Annotated in this window: 17 protein-coding genes; 6 read left to right on the top strand and 11 right to left on the bottom strand. The window is 62.9% G+C overall.

The features are described from left to right. Positions 1-249: 249 nt before the first annotated feature. Entirely contained in the window at positions 250-1,455 is a 1,206-nt protein-coding gene (locus JM946_RS07860; RefSeq protein WP_203167868.1) for an HD-GYP domain-containing protein, read from the top strand. 13 nt (positions 1,456-1,468) lie between these two features. On the opposite strand, the gene JM946_RS07855 is transcribed toward JM946_RS07860, so the two are convergent. The 3 genes from JM946_RS07855 to JM946_RS07845 form a co-directional block, all read right to left on the bottom strand. Continuing rightward, on the bottom strand, positions 1,469-2,686 hold the full coding sequence (locus JM946_RS07855; RefSeq protein WP_230979572.1) for an MFS transporter: 1,218 nt from the start codon (positions 2,684-2,686) through the stop codon (positions 1,469-1,471). Positions 2,687-2,817: 131 nt separating this feature from the next. Next, positions 2,818-3,237 (bottom strand): secondary thiamine-phosphate synthase enzyme YjbQ, encoded by a 420-nt coding sequence (locus JM946_RS07850; protein ID WP_203166652.1) that lies wholly within the window; start codon positions 3,235-3,237, stop codon positions 2,818-2,820. Between the two features lie 58 nt (positions 3,238-3,295). Then, a complete protein-coding gene (locus JM946_RS07845) occupies positions 3,296-3,937 on the bottom strand; it encodes a TetR/AcrR family transcriptional regulator (RefSeq protein ID WP_203166651.1) in 642 nt (213 codons plus the stop codon). A gap of 128 nt (positions 3,938-4,065) precedes the next feature. Here JM946_RS07845 and JM946_RS07840 point away from each other — a divergent pair, with 128 nt between their 5' ends. From JM946_RS07840 to wrbA, 3 genes are all read left to right on the top strand, one after another. After that, positions 4,066-5,670 carry a carboxyl transferase domain-containing protein gene (locus JM946_RS07840; RefSeq protein WP_203166650.1) on the top strand — a complete coding sequence of 535 codons (1,605 nt, stop codon included), beginning with the start codon at positions 4,066-4,068 and terminating at the stop codon, positions 5,668-5,670. Between the two features lie 13 nt (positions 5,671-5,683). Then, positions 5,684-7,648 (top strand): acetyl/propionyl/methylcrotonyl-CoA carboxylase subunit alpha, encoded by a 1,965-nt coding sequence (locus JM946_RS07835; RefSeq protein WP_203166649.1) that lies wholly within the window; start codon positions 5,684-5,686, stop codon positions 7,646-7,648. Positions 7,649-7,756: 108 nt separating this feature from the next. Then, on the top strand, positions 7,757-8,359 hold the full coding sequence (gene wrbA, locus JM946_RS07830) for an NAD(P)H:quinone oxidoreductase (RefSeq protein WP_203166648.1): 603 nt from the start codon (positions 7,757-7,759) through the stop codon (positions 8,357-8,359). Here the strand turns inward: wrbA and JM946_RS07825 are convergent. From JM946_RS07825 to JM946_RS07815, 3 genes are read right to left on the bottom strand one after another with little or no spacing between them, the layout of a single operon-like run. Beyond that, positions 8,356-9,729, bottom strand: a complete 1,374-nt coding sequence (locus JM946_RS07825) for an efflux transporter outer membrane subunit (RefSeq protein WP_218042680.1) — start codon at positions 9,727-9,729, stop codon at positions 8,356-8,358. The genes wrbA and JM946_RS07825 overlap by 4 nt on opposite strands. Before the next feature lie 5 nt (positions 9,730-9,734). After that, on the bottom strand, positions 9,735-11,681 hold the full coding sequence (locus JM946_RS07820) for a MacB family efflux pump subunit (protein ID WP_203166646.1): 1,947 nt from the start codon (positions 11,679-11,681) through the stop codon (positions 9,735-9,737). Between the two features lie 27 nt (positions 11,682-11,708). Further along, complete coding sequence (locus tag JM946_RS07815) at positions 11,709-12,890, bottom strand: efflux RND transporter periplasmic adaptor subunit (protein ID WP_203166645.1); 1,182 nt, start codon at positions 12,888-12,890, stop codon at positions 11,709-11,711. A gap of 143 nt (positions 12,891-13,033) precedes the next feature. On the opposite strand from JM946_RS07815, the gene JM946_RS07810 reads away from it, so the two are divergent. Together JM946_RS07810 and JM946_RS07805 are read left to right on the top strand one after the other, a co-directional pair. Further along, positions 13,034-14,425 (top strand): ATP-binding protein, encoded by a 1,392-nt coding sequence (locus JM946_RS07810; protein WP_203166644.1) that lies wholly within the window; start codon positions 13,034-13,036, stop codon positions 14,423-14,425. A 1-nt stretch (position 14,426) separates the two neighbouring features. Then, positions 14,427-15,113: a response regulator gene (locus tag JM946_RS07805; RefSeq protein WP_203166643.1), complete on the top strand. Its 687-nt coding sequence runs from the start codon at positions 14,427-14,429 to the stop codon at positions 15,111-15,113. Here JM946_RS07805 and JM946_RS07800 read toward each other — a convergent pair whose 3' ends face one another. From JM946_RS07800 to JM946_RS07780, 5 genes are all read right to left on the bottom strand, one after another. Beyond that, positions 15,114-15,509, bottom strand: a complete 396-nt coding sequence (locus JM946_RS07800; protein ID WP_203166642.1) for an MbcA/ParS/Xre antitoxin family protein — start codon at positions 15,507-15,509, stop codon at positions 15,114-15,116. 173 nt (positions 15,510-15,682) lie between these two features. Further along, on the bottom strand, positions 15,683-17,899 hold the full coding sequence (locus tag JM946_RS07795; RefSeq protein ID WP_203166641.1) for a CHASE domain-containing protein: 2,217 nt from the start codon (positions 17,897-17,899) through the stop codon (positions 15,683-15,685). Between the two features lie 89 nt (positions 17,900-17,988). Next, positions 17,989-19,383 carry an MmgE/PrpD family protein gene (locus JM946_RS07790; protein WP_218042678.1) on the bottom strand — a complete coding sequence of 465 codons (1,395 nt, stop codon included), beginning with the start codon at positions 19,381-19,383 and terminating at the stop codon, positions 17,989-17,991. 3 nt (positions 19,384-19,386) lie between these two features. After that, positions 19,387-20,721 carry an MFS transporter gene (locus tag JM946_RS07785; protein ID WP_218042676.1) on the bottom strand — a complete coding sequence of 445 codons (1,335 nt, stop codon included), beginning with the start codon at positions 20,719-20,721 and terminating at the stop codon, positions 19,387-19,389. A gap of 2 nt (positions 20,722-20,723) precedes the next feature. Continuing rightward, positions 20,724-22,748 (bottom strand): alpha/beta hydrolase domain-containing protein, encoded by a 2,025-nt coding sequence (locus JM946_RS07780; protein WP_203166638.1) that lies wholly within the window; start codon positions 22,746-22,748, stop codon positions 20,724-20,726. Between the last annotated feature and the right edge of the window lie 33 nt (positions 22,749-22,781).

The raw sequence follows: 22,781 nt of genomic DNA, 5'->3' as shown, positions 1-22,781 counted from the left end.
GTCGGAACGGATTGAGGGAAGCCCTGAATCGTTGTCCTAATCGTTGCCCTGAGTCGTTGCCCCTGAGTCGTTGTCTGGAGCACGCCACGATTTTACTTAGATGGCGAGCCGGCGTCGGCTTTGGGACGGACCTCTCACAATCCGGGGCCGGCCTACCGTAATTTTTCCGTCATCGCTGCCGATGCAGAGCAGCACACGGATCAAACGCAGCGGGTGAATGCCCACCCCGAGGGCTGGCCTGCCTATGACATGTTGAAGAAAATCGCCATCTCTGAAGTTCGAACCGGAATGTTCGTGGCTTCGGTCGACGGACCGTGGCTGAAACACGGTCTGTGGAAGACCCGTTTTTTGGTGAAGGACGCCGAGGCGCTCGCCCGCCTGAAGAGCTCGGGCGTGGAGCAGATCTGGATCGATCTGTCCAAAGGCATAGATGTGGCGCCTCCCAAGGAGACGCCCTCGCCTTCGATCACGGTGCCTGAGCCTCAGAGCGCGCCCACGCCGAGGAAGCGCGGCTCGATGGCGGACGAATTGGACAACGCCGCTCAAGTGCTCAAGCGTTCCAAGGAAGCCGTCACTTCGCTGTTCGCAGAAGCCCGCATGGGCAACGCCGTGAACACCAGCAACTGCGCGCCGCTGGTCAACGACATCGTCGATTCGGTGGATCACAACTCAAGCGCGCTGGTCAGCCTGTGCCGGCTGAAGACCGCGGACGAATACACTTATATGCACTCGGTGTCCGTGTGTGCGCTCATGGTCTCGCTCGGCCGCCAGCTCGGCCTCGATGATGACACCGTGCGCGACGCCGGCATGGCCGGCCTGTTGCACGATCTCGGCAAGGCGGTCATGCCCCAGGACATCATCAACAAGCCGGGCAAGCTCACCGACGAAGAATTCGCCATCATCAAATCGCACCCGGTGCGCGGCTACGAGATGCTGCTCGAAAGCGGCGTCGACAACGAGCGCGTGCTCGATGTCGCTCGTCATCATCACGAGCGCATCGACGGCAAGGGCTATCCCGACAAGCTGCCCGAGGACAAGATTTCGCTGATCGCGCGCATGAGCGCGGTTTGTGACGTGTACGACGCCGTGACTTCAGACCGACCCTACAAGGCGGGCTGGGATCCGGCGGAGTCGGTGTCGAAAATGGCTTCCTGGGAAGGACATTTCGACCCGAAGGTGCTGCAGACCTTCATCAAGACCATCGGCATCTACCCGATCGGCTCGCTGGTGCGCATGGCGTCCGGCAAGCTGGGCGTGGTCGTGGAACAGAACGCCGCCAAACTCACGGCCCCCAAGGTGAAATTGTTCTTCTCCACCAAGTCGGGCCTGCCCTTCGAGCCCAAGCTGCTGGATCTGATGGACCCGTTCGCCAACGATCGCATCGTGGCCCGCGAGCCCCCCGAGAACTGGAGCTTCGGCTACCTCAACGACCTGTGGGCCAACCACATTTCGTGATCCGGCGCGCGGCCTAGCCAGCCGCGCGGCGTCGAGCGTCCGGCAGCCAGATGGCGAGCAACCCCAGCAAGGGGAGCAACGCACTCAAGCGATAAACCGCTTCGATGCCATGCACGTCGGCCAGATGCCCGAACGAGGCAGCCGCCAGCCCGCCGACGCCGAACGAAAAGCCGAACATCATTCCCGACACCATCCCGACTCGCGCGGGCATCAGCTCCTGTGCAAACACCACGATGGCCGGAAACGCCGACGCGATGGTCAGCCCGATGAGCACCGTCAGCACCTCGGTCCACGCCAGCCCCGCGAACGGCAACAGCAGCGTGAATGGAATCGCGCCCAGCACCGAAAAGCGAATCACGTTCTTGCGGCCGAAGCGGTCGCCCCAGTAGCCGCCGGCCAGCGTACCGACAGCGAGCGAGCCCAAAAACAGGAACAAATGCACCTGCGCCTCGATCACGCTCATCTGAAAACGCTCGATCAGGTAGAAGGTGTAGTAGTTGCTCAAGCTCGCCACGTAAGCGAACTTGGAAAAGATCAACAGCAGCAGAATCGCCATGCCCTTGGCCACATGCCCGCGTGGCAAAGCAACTTCCAGCTTCTGTGGCGCGCGCAGTCGTTGCAGGCGAGGCAAGCCGTGATGTTTGTACCAGAGACCCACGTTCCACAGGATCGCGGTCGACACCAGGGTCAGCAGCGCGAAAGCCACCAGGCTTGATTGCCCCCACTGCACAACCACCAGCGCCGCGAACAGCGGTCCGATGGCCTGCCCCGCATTGCCGCCCAGCTGAAACAGCGACTGCGCGAGCGAATGACGATCGCCCGCCGCCATGCGTGCGACCCGCGAAGCTTCGGGATGGAACACCGATGATCCCATGCCGAGCATCATGGCCCCGACCAGGAGCCCCCAGAAACTCTGAGCCAACGCGAACACCGCCAGCCCGGCAGCGGTGAACAGTGTTCCTGTGGGCAAGGAAAACGGCGCCGGCCGCTTGTCGGCGACATAACCGATCACCGGCTGAAGCAACGACGCGGTGGTCTGATATGCCAGCGAAATCCACCCGAGCTGCGCGAAGCTCAGCGAGTGACTGGCCTTGACCATGGGATAACTGGCCTGCATCAGCGACTGCATCATGTCGTTCAACAGGTGGCAGCAGCTGATCGCCAGAATCACCGAAAACGCAGTGTGATCCCGCACGCTGGCGGGATCGCGAACCTCGACCGAAGAATTCAAGCAAACGCTCCGTGCGACCGACGCGATGAGTCGCGTCGGTTCGACAGCTGGTGGGATCTCATGTCCTCAGTGTATTCAGTCTCGGGCGTTGCGTCCGTGACAGTTGGGACATGTTTCGTCGAGACAGGGCGCTACTCGCCCAGCAGATGCAGGACCACTTCCCGCTGGTGCGGCCGCTGGCGGTGCTCGAACAGGTAGATGCCCTGCCAAGTCCCGAGCACGATCTGGCCGTCCATCACGGGTATGGATAACTGCACTTGGGTCAACGCCGTGCGCAGATGCGCCGGCATGTCGTCCGGACCTTCGTCGTCGTGCGCATAGCGGCTCGGATCCTCGGGCGCGATCTGCTCGAAGAACGCTTCCAGGTCGGTGCGTACTTCCTTGGCTGCATTCTCCTGGATCAGCAGCGATGCCGAAGTGTGCCTGCAGAATACCGTGAGCAAGCCGGTGCTCACCTGCTGAGCGGCCACCCAAGAGCGAATCTCGCGGGTGATCTCGACCAGACCCCGGCGCGAAGTGCGAATCGAAACAACGTGAGTGAACTGGCGCATGATGCTCTCGACCCCGGCCTCAGACCCTTGCCTCAGACCCTGGCCTCAGACGTTGACTTCAAGCCCTGACGCCTCGGCCGGCCTTCCTGCCGGAGATAGTCGCACCGACCGCGCGTAAACAGAAAGCCACGATGCCCTCGACCAGTTCCTTCCGCCCTTCGCGCTTGGCTCTTGGCGCGATGGGCCGGATCAAGGCTTCGGTGAACGCGCCGACGATGCACGCCGCGCCGATATCGACCGACTGAGCCGGAAACTCGCCGGCCTCGACGCCCTCGATCAACAGCGACTTGAATACTTCGCCGAACCGCTTGCGCCCGAGCAAGCGAGCCTCGTCGACCTCCTGCTCGGCAGGCTCCGCGATGAAGGCATAGGCGAGGTACGGACCTTCGAGCGCACGATTGGCGAACGACTCCACGCAGCCCCGCAGCCGGCAAGTCACATCTCCCGCCCCCTTGGCGATGGCCTGCAGGATGGCGATTTCGTGATCGATGGCGGAAGTCAGCACTTCGACGAACAGCGCCGCCTTGGAGGGAAAGTAACGATAGATGGCGCCGGCGGACAGCCCGGCGCTGGCCGCCACGGCAGCGATGGACGCGTGATTGAACCCGCCTTCGGCAACCAGGGCGCGCGCGGCTTTCAGGATGCGCTGCCGATTGTCGGCCAGCCGCTCCTCCATCAAGAACGAACGCCGGTAGCTCATGCGCCGGATCCTACCCCGGTCCCGCGATGAAGTGAATGCTCATTTTCTTTGTGAATGCTGATTCACTTCTTGGCCGCACACTCCTACAATCGGGCGCGAAAGATGCCGGTGTTGTCATCAGGGGGCCCATGAACGTCATTACGTCCAAGCTGCGCACCAACAGCGATGAATATCGCGCCAACAGCGCCGCTTTGCGCGCGCTAGTCGATGAGTTGCGTGAGAAAACCGCGACGGTTGCCTTGGGTGGCTCCGAGAGCGCCCGCCAGAAACACACCGCTCGCGGCAAGCTGCTGGTCCGCGACCGCATCGATCTGTTGCTCGATCCCGGCACGCCGTTCCTCGAATTCTCGCCCCTCGCCGCGCTCGGCATGTACGGCGGCGATGTCGCCAGCGCCGGCGCGGTCGCAGGTGTCGGTCGCATCAACGGTCGCGAGTGCGTGATCGTCGGCAACGACGCGACGGTCAAAGGCGGCACCTACTACCCCATCACCATCAAGAAACATTTGCGCGCCCAAGAGATCGCGCGCGAGAACCGCCTGCCCTGCGTCTATCTGGTCGACTCCGGCGGCGCCTTCCTGCCCATGCAGGACGAAGTGTTCCCGGACAAGGAACATTTCGGCCGCATCTTCTATAACCAGGCGAACCTGTCGGCGCTCGGCATTCCGCAGATTGCCTGCGTGATGGGCTCGTGCACCGCCGGCGGTGCCTACGTGCCGGCCATGAGCGACGAAGCCGTGATCGTGCGCAACCAGGGCACCATCTTTCTCGGCGGCCCGCCGCTGGTGAAAGCGGCGACGGGCGAAGTCGTGAGCGCGGAAGACCTGGGTGGAGGTGACGTTCACACGCGCATCTCCGGCGTCGCCGATCATCTTGCCGAGAACGATCATCACGCACTGGCCATCGTTCGTCGCATCGTCGGTAATCTCGGACCTCGCGAAACAGCATTCCAGCAGCAAGCGGTCGAAGATCCGCTGTACGACCCGGACGAGTTGTACGGCGTGATCCCGGCGGACACACGCAAGCCCTTCGACGTGCGCGAGGTCATCGCTCGGATCGTCGACGGTTCACGCTTCGACGAATTCAAAGCGCGCTTCGGCAACACGCTGGTCACGGGCTTCGCGCATGTGTACGGCTATCAGGTCGGCATCATCGCGAACAACGGCGTGCTGTTCTCGGAATCGGCGCAAAAGGCCGCGCACTTCATCGAACTGTGCTCGCAGCGACGCATCCCGCTGGTGTTTCTACAGAACATCACCGGCTTCATGGTCGGTCGCAAATACGAGAACGAAGGCATCGCGCGCCACGGCGCCAAGATGGTCACCGCGGTCGCGACGGCCCAGGTGCCGAAGTTCACTGTACTGATCGGCGGCTCTTATGGCGCGGGCAACTACGGCATGTGTGGTCGCGCTTATTCGCCCCGGTTCCTCTGGACCTGGCCGAATTCCAAGATATCGGTCATGGGCGGCGAGCAGGCCGCCAATGTGCTCGCCACCGTGCGCCGTGATGCACTCGAAGCGCAAGGCAAGCAGTGGAGCGCCGAGGAGGAAGAAGCCTTCAAGGCGCCGACGCGCGCCCAGTTCGAGACGCAAGGCAGCGCCTATTATGCGACCGCCCGTCTCTGGGATGACGGCATCATCGATCCCTCGCAAACGCGACGCACGCTGGGGCTCGGCCTCGCCGCTGCGGCCAATGCTCCGGTCGGTGAGACACGCTTCGGCGTGTTCCGCATGTAAGCGAGGACTCCATATGTTCACCAAAATCCTGATCGCCAATCGCGGCGAGATCGCATGCCGGGTCATCGCCACCTGCCGCAAGCTCGGCATTCGCACGGTCGCGGTGTATTCGGAAGCGGATGCGGGCGCGCGTCATGTGCGTCTTGCGGACGAGGCTTACTGCGTCGGCCCAGCCGCTTCGCGAGAGAGTTATCTGCGCGTCGATCGCATCATCGAAGTTTGCAAACAATCCGGCGCACAGGCGGTGCACCCGGGTTATGGATTCCTGTCCGAGAATGAGCACTTCGCGCTTGCTTGCGAGCAGAACGGCATCGTGTTCATCGGCCCGCCGGTGAAGAGCATTCGCGCCATGGGCCTGAAGTCCGCGGCCAAGGCAATCATGCAGCAGGCCGGGGTGCCGCTGGTTCCTGGTTATCATGGCGCGGATCAGGATCCGGCGCTGCTGCAGCGAGAAGCTGACCGCATCGGCTATCCGGTGCTCATCAAAGCTTCGGCGGGCGGCGGTGGCAAGGGCATGCGTGTGGTGAATGGGCCGGACGAGTTCGCCGCCGCGCTCGCCTCCTGCCAACGCGAGGCACGGACTTCATTCGGTGACGATCATGTGCTGATCGAGAAGTATCTGCTCCAGCCGCGTCACATCGAGATTCAGGTGTTCGCCGACAAAGCCGGCCACACCATCAGTCTCCACGAGCGCGACTGCTCCTCGCAGCGTCGTCACCAGAAGGTGGTCGAAGAAGCGCCCGCTCCCGGCGTCGACGCCGATCAACGCGTAGCCATGGGCAAAGCAGCTTGCGACGCCGCGCGCGCCGTGGGTTACGTCGGTGCAGGCACGGTCGAGTTCATCGCCGACTCGGCGGGCAACTTCTACTTCATGGAAATGAATACGCGGCTGCAGGTGGAGCACCCGGTGACTGAAATGATCACCGGCCTCGATCTGGTCGAGTGGCAGCTGCGCATCGCGGCCGGCGAGGATCTGCCCCTCACTCAAGAGCAAGTGCCGTTGAACGGGCACGCCATTGAAGTGCGCATCTACGCCGAGGAACCCGAGAAGGGCTTTCTGCCATCGGTCGGCCGTCTCGTCTGCTTCCAGGCGCCAGCTCCTTCGGCGCATGTGAGGCTCGATACGGGCGTGGAACAAGGCGACGAGATCACGCCCCACTACGACCCGATGATCGCCAAACTGATTGTTTGGGAGCGCAGCCGCGAAGCCGCCATCGAGCGCATGCTGGGTGCGTTGGCCGAAACGCGCATCGTCGGCGTCGGCCACAATGTGAACTTCTTGTCCCGGCTCGTCGGTCATGCCGCGTTTCGTGAAGGCCGCGTCGACACGGGTTTGATCGAGCGTGAGCGCGCTACGCTCATGCCGAATGCCACCGAGTTGCCGGCTGGAGTATTCGAAGTGGCCGCGCTGGCGCAACTCTCGTTCGAACGCGAACAGAGTCGCTCGAGCTCGCCTTGGAGTCTCACCGACGGCTGGCGCATCAACGGCGCGCAGACTCGCTCCTTGCAGTTCGTCGCCGGCGAACAAACGGCCAATGTTTCGATTCGCTACTCCGGCGACGGCTATGTCGTCGGCGACCAGCCGGCGAAGGTGCAACGTCTGTCCGAATCCGACCTGCGCATTTCCATCGGCCAACGCCACATCAACGCCGCGGTGGTCAAAGCCGGAGAGCAGCTGCATGTATTCTTCCGCGGCCGGCAGTATGTGCTCACCTATGTCGATCCCCTACTGCATGCCGGGGAGACGGAAGAAGTGCACGGCGGCCTCAGTGCGCCCATGCCTGGGAAGATCATCGCCCTGCTGGCCGAGCCTGGCGCGGAGGTCGCCAAAGGCGCGCCGCTGCTGGTGATGGAAGCCATGAAGATGGAGCTCACGGTGTTCGCCCCCGGCAAGGGAAAAATCGTCAGCTACCTGTGCAATGCCGGCGACCAGGTGAAAGAAGGCGTGCCGCTGGTGGACTTCCAGGCCGGCGCATAACAGCACTGACGCACAAGCAGAACGGCCGCATCCACGGCAAGCTCCGACCGAGCAGGAACCCGCGCGACGCCGCCGCGTTCCACGGATCTATCGCATCGGAGGGTTGTCATGGCGAAAGTGCTGGTTCTGTATTATTCCTCGTACGGGCATATCGAACAGATGGCCCAGGCCGTGGCCGAAGGCGCACGCTCTGCCGGTGCGCAGGTGGATGTGAAGCGCGTTCCCGAGATCGTGTCCGAAGAAGTAGCGCGCAAGTCGGGGTACAAACTGGATCAGCCCGCACCGATCGCGACGGTGGAGGAACTGCCGCAGTACGACGCCATCATCTTCGGTACCGGCACGCGCTACGGCAACATGACGGCCCAGATGAAAAGCTTCATCGATCGCACCGGCGCGCTGTGGGCCAGCGGCGCGCTGGTCGGGAAGGTCGGCTCGGTGTTTTCCTCATCCAATACTCAGCACGGCGGCCAGGAATCCACCATCCTGACATTCCATCCCGTGCTGCTGCACCTCGGCTTCATCATCGTCGGCCTGCCCTATGCCTTCCAAGGCCAAATGGGCGTCAGCGAAGTGATGGGCAATACGCCCTACGGCGCGTCGACCATCGCCGGCACCGATGGCAGCCGGCAACCGTCCAGGATCGAGCTGGACGGCGCCCGCTACCAGGGGCGACACGTCGCCGAAATCGCCGCGAAAGTTGCCGGGCGTTAACCGGCCGACCAAGGGCCGCCGAGCGCCTTGAACAATGTGATCGAGGCGTTCACGCGCGCGAGCCTGGCTTGCACCAGCGAATCCTCGGCGTTCAATTGCGAGCTCTGGCTTTCCAGCACGGTCAGCAAATCTTCCGAACCGGCCTGATACCGTGAGGTGGCAAGGCGCAGCGCCAGCTGCGCCTGCTCCACCGTTTCAGTCAGCAGCTCGGCTCTGCGCTCCGCGGTGCTCACAGCCATCAAGCTGTCGTTCACTTCCTTTACACTGGTGAGCACGGTTTGCAAATACGTCTCGACCAGCTCGCGACGCGACGCGTCCGCCAGTTGCACCTGACCGTTGAGCTCGCCGCCATCGAACAACGTTTGTGACAAAGAAGTCGCAAGCGCCGCGAGCGTCGATGAGCCGCCCGTCACCCAGTCAGTCACCAAACCCGTGGCGCTCAGCTGCATGCTTGGATAGAGCGCTGCCCGAGCCACGCCAACGTCGGCGTTGGCGGCAACGAGCCCTGCTTCAGCCGCCCGAATATCGGGCCGACGCTGCAACAGATCGCCCGGCTGACCCGGAGCGATCGACGGCGGGATCGCATCGGCGAGCGACTCGGTGCGAACGCTGAACGCTTGCGGCGCCCGGCCGAGCAACAATGCCAGCGCACTCTGTGTTTCGGTCAGGCTCTGCTGCAGCACCGGCAGCTCTGCTTCGATGCTGAGCAGAGCGGTGCGCTGCTGGGCGACGTCCAGACCACTGACCGCGCCATTCGAGTAGCGGACTTGGACAAGCGACATCAGCGAACGCGCCGCTTCCAGATTTTTCCGTGCGATCGCCAATCGATCCTTCAGCGCGAGTGTCTGAAAGTAATAAGACGCAACGTCGGCCTGCAGCACGAGCTTGGTGCTTTCGAGGTCGTATTCGCGAGCCGCCACCCGCGCCGACGCCGCCTGCACGCTGGCTCGATTGGCGCCCCATAGGTCCAGCTCATAGCTCACGGAAAGCTGCGAATCGTCCGACGACGCCAGCGTACGATTGCCACCGATTTCGCGCTGACGCGAACCCGACACCGACAGCGATGCATATGGCACCAATCTGCTGCTGGCCATCTTTGCGGTCGCTTTCGCCTGCTCAATGCGGGTCGCCGCGGCGGCGAGATCGTGATTGGCCGCGAGTGCCTCAGCCATCAATTGTTCCAGTTCGGCGTTGTGAAACAGCTCACGCCATTCGGTCGGCGCGGCGTCACTGACTGCCGCCGTCTGTTCCGCCCAGGACTCGGGCAGACTGGCACTCGGCCGCTGATACTGCGGTGTGAGGCTGCAGCCCGCGAGCACACCGACCGCGGCAGCCATCAATGCGCGTTTTAAACAACCATGCACTTTCATCTTGATTACTCCGATGCCAGCGCGACGACAGGATCCATGTACGCGGCCTTGCGGGCCGGCAGATAACCGAACAGCACGCCTGTCAGCAGCGCCGAGCCCAACGCGAGTAGCGCGGGCGTCGGCGTGAAGGCGACGTTGGTGCCAAGCGCCTGAGCAATGAATCCCGCCGTGAAGCCCAACGCCACGCCGATCACTCCGCCGATGCCGCAGACCACCAAGGCCTCGGTGTTGAACTGCAACAGGATGTTGCTGGCTCGCGCACCCGTCGCCATGCGTACGCCGATTTCGCGCGTCCGCTCGGTTACGCTCACCAGCATGATGTTCATCACCCCGATGCCACCGACGATTAGCGATATCGCCGCGACACAGCCGAGCAACAGCGTCAGCGTGTTTTGTGTGGAAGCGGCAGCGGCCATGAACGAGCTGGTGCTGCGGATCTGGAAGTCCTCGAGGTGATGGCGTGAGATCAACAGCTGCCGAATCTCTTCCTGCGTGGCCGCGGTCTTCGCATCGTCCGCGAGCTTTACGTTGATCGAAGCCAGATACTGCTGACCGAACAAACGACTGAAGCCGGTGGACAGCGGCACGAACGCCGCATCGTCCATGTCGGAGCCGAAGGCGTTGGCGCCCTTGCTGGCCAGCACGCCGATCACTTCGAACGGCGTATTCGACACCAGGATGAACTTACCGACCGGATCTTCATCATCGGAGAACAGGTTTCTGGCGACCGTCTGACCCAGCACGATGACCGTGGCGTAGCTGCGAACATCGTCTTCGGTCACGAACGTGCCACTGGCCATCGGCCAGTTCTGAGTGATTTGATAGCTGGGCCACACCCCGGTGATGTTGCTCTGATAGTCCACCGAGCCCATGCGCAGCGTGGCGCGCGTTTTGCGCTCGGGGGACACGGCGACCACGTTGTCCAGCGTTGCAATTTCCCGAGCATCGGCGGGTACGAGTGTCGCGATGTCGCCGGAGGGGCGCGTACCGGGCGCCCCCGGAAACACCAGCAACAGATTGCTGCCCATGGAGGCGATCTGTTGCATCACCGCCTCTTTGCTGCCATTGCCGATGGCCAGCATGGTAACCACGGCCGCCACGCCGATCATCACGCCGAGCAGCGTCAGCGCACTCCGAAACTTGTTGGCTCGCAGCGAGCGCACGGCCATTTTCATGGCCTCCTTCAGATCGTCGAGCCAACCCGCCTGCGCAGGCTGCAAAGCGCGCTCGGTGATGGCGCCTGTCGCGACCCGCTTCACCCCGGAGTCCTCGACGATGCGACCATCCTTGATATGAAGGATGCGCTCGGCGTGTTCGGCCACCGCCGCATCGTGAGTGATCAAGATGATGGTGCGGCCATCCGAATGTAGCTGCTTCAGCAGCGCGATGACTTCAGCGCCGCTGCGGCTGTCGAGCGCGCCGGTGGGCTCGTCCGCCAGAATCACTTCGGCATCGTTCATCAGCGCGCGGGCAATCGACACGCGCTGCTGTTGACCGCCCGACAGTTGATTGGGCCGATGGTCGGTTCGATCGCCCAGACCGAGCTTCGCCAGCAAGCTGCGTGCGCGATCCCTGCGTGCCTGCTGCGGCATGCCTGCGTAGATTGCGGGCAACTCCACGTTCTCAGCGGCCGTCACTGTGGCCAGCAAGTTGTAACGCTGGAACACGAACCCGAACGTATCGCGACGTAGCGCCGCCAGCTCGTCGGGATCGAGCGTGCCCACGTCCACGCCGTTCACTTCGTAACGACCAGCGTCGGGACGATCGAGACAGCCGAGGATATTCATCAAGGTCGACTTGCCGGAGCCGGATTGACCCATGATGGCCACGAACTCGCCGCGACGGATCTCGAGCGACGCATGGTCCAGCGCGCGAATCTCGGAATCGCCGCTTGCGTAGACGCGGCTGGCGTCCACGACGCGGATCAGCGGGGTGTCGTCTTGATGTTTCATATCCTTGACCCAGGCAGTGAGCTCGCTTTACAGACGCGGTCCCATCTGCCGCATGCGACCGCCCGCCGCCGCAGAGCCTGCAGGCGCGGCGTTTGTTACAATCAGCCGATCTCCCGGCAGCAAGCCCGAGACGATCTGCGCCGTCGAACGATTGGTGAGACCGATCTTCACGTCGCGCTCGACGATGCCGTTGTCCGTCAGCACTTTTGCTTTGTAAGCGTTGGCCCCAGCGTCGCGCCGAGCTTGCAGAGCATTGATCGGTGCGAGCGGCACATCCTTCGCCTCGCCGAGTGTGAAGAACACCTGCACCGTCATCTGCGGCAGCAGCTGGCCCTCGCGGTTGTCGACATCGATCAGCACGTTGTAGAGAACCACGTCGTTCTCGACTTCCGGCGTGGGATACACGGCGCGGACCTTGCCATGCCACTGTTTGTCGGGCATGCCGAGCGTGGTGAAATGCGCCGGCATGCCGACCGAAATGCGGCTCACATCGGCTTCGGCGACCTGCGCCCACACCGTCATTACATCCATGTTGGCGACTTGCACGATGACGGGCGCGGACTGCGAGGCATTCACCGTCTGCCCTTCGAGCGTGGTTTGCGAAACGACGGTGCCGTCGAGCGGCGCGTAGATCTTGGTGTAGCCGAGATTCGCCAGATCGCCTTCGAGTGTCGCCTCGGCGGCCCTGATCTGCGCGCGTGTGGCGCTCACCGTTGCCGCCGCGACCTTCGCCTGCGCTTCGGCCTCATCGACGGTGGTCTGGCTGACGGCGTCGGCTGCGCGCATTTCCCGATTGCGCCTCAACTGAGTGGCGGCGAGCGCGGATTCGGCCAACTGCTGTTCCAGCTGCGCCTTGAGATTCTCGAGCGTGGCACGATCCTTTCGGACGGTGGACTCGTACACTGTCGGATCGATCTCGGCGATCAGATCGCCTTTGGCCACGCGATCGCCGATTTCCACATGGATTTTCATGACGCGGCCCGACACCTGCGTGCCCACGTCGACATAATCCTTGGGCTCGATCGACCCTACGGCGGTGATGCTTTTCTGCAGGTCGCCGCGCGTGACGGTGACTGTCTGCAGTCCGTTCGCGTCATCCTGCCCGATGTAATGACACGCCCCGGCGATCACCGCCGCGCCGAGCACCGCCGCCAGCTCCATCTTGCGCCAGCCGCTGAACACGCCGGCGGGCGCTCTCGTTTGCTTCATGTCCGAACCCCTGCCCATCGAAGTCACCATGGGACGAGCATGGGCGGCAAACGTGGAGAGAAATTGAAGACTTTGTGGAGTCGCGAGCGTTGCCGCGCCCCAAGCCTTGCCGAACCCCGAGGGACAGGTCTTAATGCCGGCCCATGAAATGGAGCATCTCGACCAAGCTGTTCCTGGTCCTGGTGGCGATCAGCATCGCCACCGTGGCGGCCATGGGCGTATCCGCCCGGATCAGCTTCACGCGCGGCTTCATCGGCTATCTCAACGAGCAGAGCGGCGCATACGCCGATTCAGTCGTGCCCCGATTGGCAGAGGCCTACAGAACGGAGGGCAGCTGGAGGTTTCTGCATCACAACCCGCGCGCCTGGTATCGCCTGCTGGACAATCGCACCCGACGCGAACGCGATAGCGGGCCGCCACAGTTCTCGGAAGTGGAGTTCAGCGCCGTACACTTGCGGCTCACTTTGCTCGACGCCGACAGGAACATCGTCATCGGTAACCGCGACGTGCCCCGCGACGCTTCGATGCGAGCGGTCGTGGTCGACGGTCGCACCGTCGGCTGGCTCGCCCTGATTCCATATCAGCAGGCGACTGCCGCCGCCGACGTGCGCTTTCAACAGCGACAGCTCACTCAGAACTGGCTGATCGGCTGGGGCACGGTCATCGTCGCCGCCCTCGCCGCCTGGTGGCTGTCGCGCTTGCTGGTGACGCCGCTCAAACGAATCACGGCAGCGACTCACAATCTGGCCAGTGGCGACTACAGCGTGCGCATCCCGGTCACCTCCAAGGATGAGATCGGCGGCTTGTCGGAAGACTTCAATCGTCTGGCGCAGGCGCTGGCCCACAACGAGCAGTTGCGACGCTCGTTCATGGCGGATGTTTCACACGAGCTGCGCACGCCGTTGTCGGTGTTGAAAGGCGAGTTGGAAGCCATCGAAGACGGCGTGCGGGCCATGACGCCCGCGACGCTGGCTTCCTTGCAATCGGAAGTTACAACGCTCAACAAGCTGGTCAGCGATCTTTACGATCTGTCGCTCTCGGATATCGGCGCGCTGAGCTATCGCATGGCGCAGATCGAAATCGACGACGTGCTGCACGCCACCCTCGCCGCATTCCAGCAGCGGCTCGCCGAGCGAGAGCTCAAGGTGCAAACGGACATTGCCCGGTCCGTGATGGTCAACGGCGACGAAGGACGATTGCAGCAGCTGTTCAACAACCTGCTCGAGAATTGTGCGAGGTACACGCAAGCCGGTGGCGTCGTGCGCGTCGGTTGTCGCATCGACAATGCTGAGGTGCTGGTCGAGATCGAAGACTCAGGCCCGGGCGTTCCTGCCGACATGCTGCCTCGTATCTTCGAACGATTCGTGCGTGCCGAGGCCTCGCGCAATCGTTCGCACGGCGGCGCAGGGCTCGGCCTCGCGATCTGCCGCAATATCGTCGAGGCTCATGGGGGTACGATCACTGCCAGCGCCGCGCCACTCGGCGGATTGCTGATGAGCATCCGCCTGCCGCGGCTTCGTGAGGTGCAGGTGTGATATGAGCGACAGTGCCAGCCCAGCCAGAATCCTGATCGTCGAGGACGAACCGAAACTCGCACAGCTGCTGGCGGACTACTTGACCACCGCGGGCTATCACACACAGATCGTCGGCGACGGTCGCGAAGTCGTGCCGGCGCTCAAGGCATCGCACTTCGATCTGATGTTGCTCGATTTGATGCTGCCGGGTCGCGACGGCCTCGAGATCTGCAAGGACGTGCGCAGCTTCAGCAACATCGCCATCGTCATGGTGACCGCGCGCGTGGAAGAGATCGATCGCTTGCTCGGGCTGGAGCTCGGTGCGGACGACTATATCTGCAAGCCGTTCAGCCCTCGTGAAGTCGTGGCGCGCGTCAAAGCGATTCTGCGTCGGACTCCGCAGCAGGCTCAGGCGCAGGTGAACTCCAGGCTCAGCATCGACGAAGCCCGGTTCAAAGCCGTGCTGAATGGACAGACGCTGGATCTCACGCCGGTGGAGTTTCGGCTGCTCAAAACCTTGTCCGCTTCGCCGGGCCGCGTGTTCTCTCGCCAGCAACTGTTGAATACGCTGTATGAGGATCATCGCGTCGTGACCGATCGCACCGTCGACAGTCACGTGAAGAACCTGCGACGCAAGCTGCAGCAGGCTCACCCGGGCGATGAAATGATCGAATCCATCTACGGCGTGGGCTATCGGTTCACGTTGTGATCAGTGCTCGCGCCGGCTCGGCGGCGGCATGCGAAGCTCGTGCTTGCGCACCGACTTGAGATAACGATGCACCCGTTCGGCTTCGGCGCTCTTCAGTAGGTCGATCGGCCGGCCGCCCAGCACGTCGTTGGCCGTGCCGAGCCACTGCTTCGCGCGCTCCACACTGCCCAGCACTTCGATACTGGTTCGGAACAGGCCGACCACCTCGAGCGCCGCTTGCCATTCCCGACGTTGCGGATCCAACTCGCGCGTGCCCGATTGCAACTGAGCAACTTCTTCGGGCCCGGCGCCGAGCATGGACGGCAACGGGTCCGCCAGGCCGAGCTGCTCGACGGCGCGCAGCAGCGCCTTGGTCAATAGCGCCGGAGACAGGGTGGTCTGTTGATATTGTGACAATTCGAGATACTCGACTTGATGCAGCCGGGTCAGTCCAGGCCGCGCAACCAGCTCCTGGCCTCGTCCAGCGTGAGGCCGAGCTCCAGGGCCTTCGGAATCTCCTCATCCGAGTCGGTCGTCGCTTTTTCAATACCCTTTTTGGGGCGCCTCCGCAAATCGTTGTGTCTATGGACTCAGCAGGCAGGCAGCACGAAATAGAAGGTCGCGCCCTGGCCCGGCTGCGACTCCGCCCAAACGCGCCCACCGTGTTTCTCGATCACCGATTTGACGATGGTCAAGCCCAGGCCGGTCCCCTCGAACTCGCGCTCCGAATGCAAGCGCTGAAAGGCCCCGAACAGCCGCGCTGAATACTTCGGATCGAAGCCCACGCCGTTGTCGCGAATGAAATACGCTCGGGTCTGTTCCACCTCCGTCGCCCCGATCCAGACCTCCGGCGACGGCCGGGTCTGCGAGAACTTGATGGCGTTGGAAATCAGATTCCTCAGCGCCAACGTCAGCAACCCCGGATCTGCTCGCACGCAAGCAGACGACAACGAAATATGAACCTGCGTGGAAGGCTGCGGGCCAAGCTCCGCGACCACCTGGCGCATCAACTCGCCCAGATCCAGATCCTGCGTCTGCAACTCACGTTGCGACACCGACGCCAGTTTCAGCAGATGATCGATGATGCCATCCATGCGGCGGGTGGTCGATGCGATCCCGTCCAGATCACGCTGGGCCCTGCTCGACAGCGAAGTACCGAGGTTCTCCGCAAGCAACGCCGAGTAGCCCTTGATCGCTCGCAGCGGCGCACGCAGGTCATGAGACACGCTGCGCGTGAATGCTTCCAGATCGCGATACGCCACTTGCAGGCGCCGATTGGCCATCTCGAGTTCCTGCGTACGCTCACGAACCCGCTGCTCGAGTGTCGCATTGAGCTGCCGCACCTGTTCTTCCTGTTGCCGGCGTGCAGTGATATCTCGCAGCGATGCGAAGAACACGGTTTTGCCCCGTCGCAAAGTCGACGCGATCGAGATCGCCACCACGATCTCGACGCCATCTTTGCGAAGCGCCGGCATTTCCACTCGTTTGCCGAGCACGGTATGAGGACGCGTATGAAACTTCCTGACCGCCTCCATGTGCGCCTCGCGCATGCGCTCGGGCACGATGATGTCGGCGAGCTGGCGCCCGAGGACTTCACTCTTGGTCCAGCCGAAGGTGTGCACCGCTTGTTTGTTCCACTCCAGGATCCGGTCCTGTTCGTCGATGACGATGAACACCTCCAGCGAATTTTCCAGAATCGTCGCGGCATCCCGCTCCTGCTGCAGCAACCGTTGATCCGCGAGCACACGTTCGCGGAGCATTTGCCGGCTGCGCGCCATCGCAAAACCGAGACCGCTCAACAGCAGCGTGCCGAGCGCTCCGCCCACCCACACCATCCACGCGGGAACCAGTTGATTGGCTCTGATCATCGAGGGCGCGGCGGCGATGCGCAGGGTCCAGTGATGACCGCCGACGGCTACGTAACGAAGCAGATGGATGCTGTCCGCGGCAACGCGCTCATGAGCCGAGCGCCGATACATCAAGCCCGAGGCGCGAATCTGCTGGCCGTCATAAACTTCGATCTCCACATCCCTGGGATCGGTTGCGAACACGCTTTCCATGAAATCGCCCGCACGAAACGGACTGTAGACATACCCGAGCAGCGCGTTGCGCCGCTCCGGGACCGTGGCGACCGGCAAGTCGCGCTGATACACCGGCACATACATGAGAAAGCCGGGCTGCGGCGACGAGTCGATCTCCTGCACCAAGGTCACTTTGGCGGTAACCGCCGCGACGTTCTCATCGCGTGCACGCTCCATGGCCGCGCGACGCACCGGCTCGCTTGCCATATCGAAGCCCAGCGCTTCTTTGTTTCTTTCGTCCTGCGGCTCGAGGAACAGGATCGCGGTCTGCGGATGATTGCCGCGTCCGGCGCGATTGCTCCAGAACCCTCGCGGCAGCGGGCTCATCTCCCTGGAGACGAGCTTGTCGACCACGGCCGCGTATCCAAAACCCTGCACGCCCGTGAGCACCTTGGCGAGATTCAGCGGTCGCGAGAAGCGACGCCATTCTTGTTCAGTGATGGGCCACGCGTTGTCGATGAAACCCGCCCCACCGCGGAGCACGGCCTCGCACGCCGACAAGCGTTCTTCGATCGCATTCTGGGTGTGAGCCGCGCGCTCTTCGAGCGTGCTGCGAGTGAGCGTCATCGCCGCCCGTTCCATGGACAGCACAAAGGCCGCCGTGATGGCGGCGCCCAAGGTGAGAATGCCGAGCGCAACGATGACGGGGAGCAACCATCCCGCGCGCCAGGATTCTTGCGGAGTGTCCAGACTATCGGGCAAGAATTGCCAATCGCGTACGCTCATCGGACGACGGTCGCTGTCCTGCAGCCCCGGACACTATCGCCCCCCGCAAAAACCCGCATGCGGAGAAATACGGTCGTGGCATCACACGGCTACATCAAGCGTGCAATCTCCCCCGCATCGGCGCATTTCTCCAGCGTGAGTATTTGCTCGACCCACCGGTCGATGAGGGGTGGCGCCGGCTCGGAGCGAGCGCGACGGCAACAATCGCGGAACTTCTCGATGAGCGCGGCCTCCGAGGCAGGTCGGCTGGGACTGCCGGACGGCTGGTCGATTTGCAGCTTGACTCGACGGCCACCGGACAATTCCAGTTCGACAGAACCTCGCAACACATCCGGACCCGCCGTTCCACGCGCGGGATCGGCGGAGAAGTTCGCGCGACCGGCTAGATCAAGCACGGCCGCATCCTGCAAGGCGCGATCGGTGAAATCATCCAGCGTCACGGTTCCACACCGCAACGCCGTTGCCACGGTGAATGGCAGACTGAACTTCGCGTCGATGGCTGTTGCAGGTCGGCGCTTCTGAGCCACCGGTTCGGCGAGCATCAGATTGAGCCGACTGCCGACCAGTTTGATGCTGACGATGTCACTCGAATCGATCCGATGTTCCCGAACGAGCTGGGCCGCGGCCTCGATATATACGTGTGTGCCCCGGCATGAGGGATACGGCTTGAACGAGATCCGGTCGATCGCGAAGCTTTCGCCAAACGCGTGAGTGACCGTTTCAGGCTCGTAAGCGCCTCGCGCATACAGAGCGAAGAAGCCGGCGCGACCTTCGAACGGACGATCGAAGCCCCGTACGCCTTTGCGCGCGAGCAGCACCGAAGTCACGGCGATCTGCGCTGGGAATGCATCGCGTACGGCGCGAATATCTGAATGTGGACTGAACTTGAGCTCAGCGCTACAGGTTGCCTGGCCGAGCGTCAGCGAGAATGCATCGATGAGCTGCTGCTCATTGAGCTTTAGCAGTCTACCAACGGCGGCGGTAGCGCCAAACGCCGCGATCATGGGCGGCGGATACCATCCATACTCATCCAGCGGCACGCGCAGCGCGAGACTCAATCGGCAAGCGACATCGCACCCGAGAACGAGCGCCGCAATCAGCTCTTTGCCTTCGATCGGCCCGAACGCTTCGCAGACGGCCAGCGCCGCAGGAATGGTTGGCGCATTCGGATGTAGCAGCGATTCGTCATGCGCATCTTCGAAATCCAGTGCGTGCGCCAGCGCACCGTTGGCAAACGCCGCCATCGCTGCGGGCAGCCGAACTCCGCTCGCGAACACTGTGCTTTGCGTATGCCCGCCCTGCTCCATCGCATGCTCGACGAACGGTCGACATACGGGAGCGAGGCCGGTCGCGGCGAGCGACACACCGAGGCCATCGAGCAGGCAGCGCTTCGCCATCTCGCGCGTGTGCTCGGGGATATCCTCGTATCGTGTCGAGACAACAAACGATGCCAAGGATCGGGAAAGTTCGTTGGATTCTGTCATCGGTTACTTGTCGATCACCGGGGTCGCGTTCGGCTGCAACCCATTCGTAGAGTCATCCGGAGTGCCGGGAGTGCGGGCGCGCGAGATCCAATGCAACGTCGCGAATGCCGCGACGTAGAACGCAGCCAGCGTCCAGACCACGCCTCCGAAGGATCCCGTCGAATCGTGCAGATTGCCGATCAAGGGATGCGCGAAGACACCGGAGCCGCTACCCACAACCGTGATCATCGCGAATGCCGCCGCGGCCGCGCGTCCCTCGAGAAGCTGCATGGCCAGCGCCCAGAACACGCCCTGAGCACCGCCTGCACCGAGGCAGGCAAGCAAGAATGCAGCGAATGCCAGTACCGTATTCGCCTCCTGCAACGCCGCCGAGAGAAAGAATCCCAGCGTTGCGATCGCGACTGACACTCGCAACGGAGTCGCCCGATCCTTCACCTTATCCGAGCTGCGACCGGCCAGCAGACAGCCGATGCTGAAGGTGATCCACGGCAGGCTGTTGAGCGCGCCCACCGCGAGATTGCCCGCACCGGACACCTGCCGAATCATCAGCGGCATCCAGATGGTCATGACATTGATGGCCAGCACCATGGTGAACAGCACGAAGCCCAGCGCCCAGACCAGCGGATTGAACGCCGCCTCACGAATGTTGCCAAGCGCGCTCGACTCCGCGGATTTGTCGCTGACCGTGCCGAGTTCCTCAATCAGCCACGTGCGCTCCTGCTCCGTCAGAAACTTCGCATCGGCCGGCGTATCTGGAATCAGCTTCAGGCACAGCAGCCCCATGAGCACCGACGGCACACCTTCCAGGATGAACAACGACTGCCAACCGTGAAAACCGGCCCAGTCCACGCCCAGCAATGCGCCGGAAAGCGGCGACGCGATGATCATGGAACACGGCACGGCGATGAAGCTGAGGCCGACGGCCAGGCCGCGTACCCGCTTGGGGAAAATCCTGCTGATGTAATAGATCATGAAGGCGTGGAAGCCCGCCTCGGCCACGCCCAACGCGAAACGGTTCACCAGAAACCAGAACTGATCCGGGACGAACGCCGTGGAGGTCGATACCAGGCCCCAGGCGCAAGCGATGATTGCGAACCCGCGGCTTGCGCCCAGGCGCCGGAGCAGCTCGGCGTTCGGCGCTTGAAATAGCAGGTAGGCCAGCGTGAACAAGCCCGAGCCCCAGCCGAACACTTCGGCGCTGAGCCCGAGCGCATCGTTCATTTGCAAGGCGGCGAAGCCGATGTTGCCGCGATCGATGGCGAAAAAGAAATACAACAGAAACACCAGGCTCGCGACGTGGAGCAGCAGTTTCCGTTCGACGCGCTTGTGGATGTCCAACGTCATTCTCCCGCCTGGTCGCGACGCGCAATCGCTTGCTGATATCGAGCTGGCGCTTCGGCGACGATGGCTTGTGCATCGCCCGGCAGCAACAGGCGATCCTTTGCCAGCGCACTCGCCGCCTGCGCCACCGCCTCGACATAAGCGTGTTGCGATTCGTAGCGCTCTTCGATGGACGGCCTCGGGTCTTTGCGTTCTTCTCGCTCGCGTCGAGTCGCGGCGAACGGCACGTGCAGGCCGGTCGCCATGCACAGATCGCCTTCGCCGAATCCTGGCTTGCGCACATTCCATCCCGCATTCGTTGCGAGCGGCACGCTAACGAACGGATGCCGCACGCCCCCGATCATCAGACCATCCGCGTCCGCTTGCGGCACAAGCAATGGATAGGAGCCCATGCGCTTCGGCGGCTGCTGGCTGAAATCGTAGTAATGCTTCGCCGAGAAGGCGCCCACATAGCGGGCCTCGGGAAGCTGCGGAAACTTGTAAGCTGACTGTGGCACCAACTCGCCGCGCGCGACAGTGGGATAACGGCCGTCGGGCGGTGTTTCATCGTTCGTCACCCATCGATCCAACGCCACGAACAACGCTCGCGCGAATCCACTCCATTCGATCATGGCTGGCGCCGGCGCCGCACAGAAACGTGGGCTGGCGCCGGGGCGAGGCGCGGCATTGTGCTCGGTCCCCGCGAACACGAACACGCGCACGTTCTCTGGGAAAGTCAGGTCGCGCCCATTCATATCCAGATAAGTGAGCGTGCCGCCGTGCCAGAGCTCATTCTCCGAATCGATATGAATGATGCGCGGGCAAGAGCCCGCCGCCGAGCAATGGCTCAGCACGCCGTCGGTTCGGCGACTCAGCGGATCGGTCGTCACTGGATAGCTGAAAGGAAACTCGTCCCCGCGCAGCCCCCAGCTCGAGTGTTGCGCGTCCTTCAATCCCGGGCGCGCGAACGCCGAGTTCACTGAATTGCGGCCGGCGCCGGAGATCACGATGTTCGCGCCGTCGAGCACTTTGCGTCCCGACTCGTCTTCATTGAAGTGCGACACCAGCTCCTTCAACGTACGGCCCGTCTGGGATGCGCCGAGTGCGATGACCTTCTCGATGGCCGCTCTACCGCGCATGCGTACCGGATTGCCCTCGGCGTCGCTGTATCTCAAGTAAGAGACCAGATCGCGCATGGAGGCCAGCGCCAATCCATAGACCACCGGATCGCGCGCCTGATATACGAACTCGAACAAGGCACCGGGGGTCGTGCCGGCAGGCTTGGTGACTTCGATGCGCCACGGATCGAGATAACGCCATGACAATCCCGGCGGGCTGATCGGTGGATCCGCGTCACGCTCGCGCATCGTCAATGTTGCTTTCCCGGAGAGATCGGCCGCGGGATAGGTGAGATAGCCGATGAATGTGCCGGCGGAACCCACATCGAAGAACTGCTCTCGCGTGACACCGGTGAGTGGGGCGCCATTCGCCTCCCTCGCGACCGGCAGTCGCGCGCTCAGCAAGGTTGAATCCGGCGCACGCGGCAAACGACTGCCCAGCGCGACGGCCATCGGCGGCGCATCCTGCAACGGATACTCGGCTTGCCAGCCGCTCATGACGACGGTGAAGCCTGCGTTCATCAGGAATCCGTCGCCGGCATCCGGCTCGCCAGTGAAGCTTCCGCGGCTGGCGCCGGGCTCGACGCGATTCAACAGGCCGATGCTCAACGGCCGGCCGCGATTGACCATCTCGTACAGCATGCGGCCATTGCCCTTGGCCATGTCGGCCGGCTTCAGGATGATGACGTCGGCGTCGAACGCCACACTTCCCTGTTCGTCACGAGGTGCACGATCGATGTTCACCAATCCCGCGTTCACTGCGAGCGCCGGATCCACGCGATAGTGAGCGACGCCGCGGATGATCTCGTACGAGCCAACCTTGCCGAAGGTCCGACCTGCGAACGCGGGCTCGGTGGATTTCACTTCGAACCTGATGACCTCGGCACGAGCAGCGGCGCCGATGAAGGCGCACGCGGCCAAGCTCATGATCAAACGTCGGGGCCACTTTGCAACCCAGCA

It is taken from the genome of Steroidobacter gossypii, from assembly GCF_016801985.1.
Lineage (GTDB): Bacteria > Pseudomonadota > Gammaproteobacteria > Steroidobacterales > Steroidobacteraceae > Steroidobacter > Steroidobacter gossypii.
The sequence above is the reverse complement of the archived record's forward strand: the minus strand, read 5'-3'. Positions and strand labels throughout refer to the sequence as shown.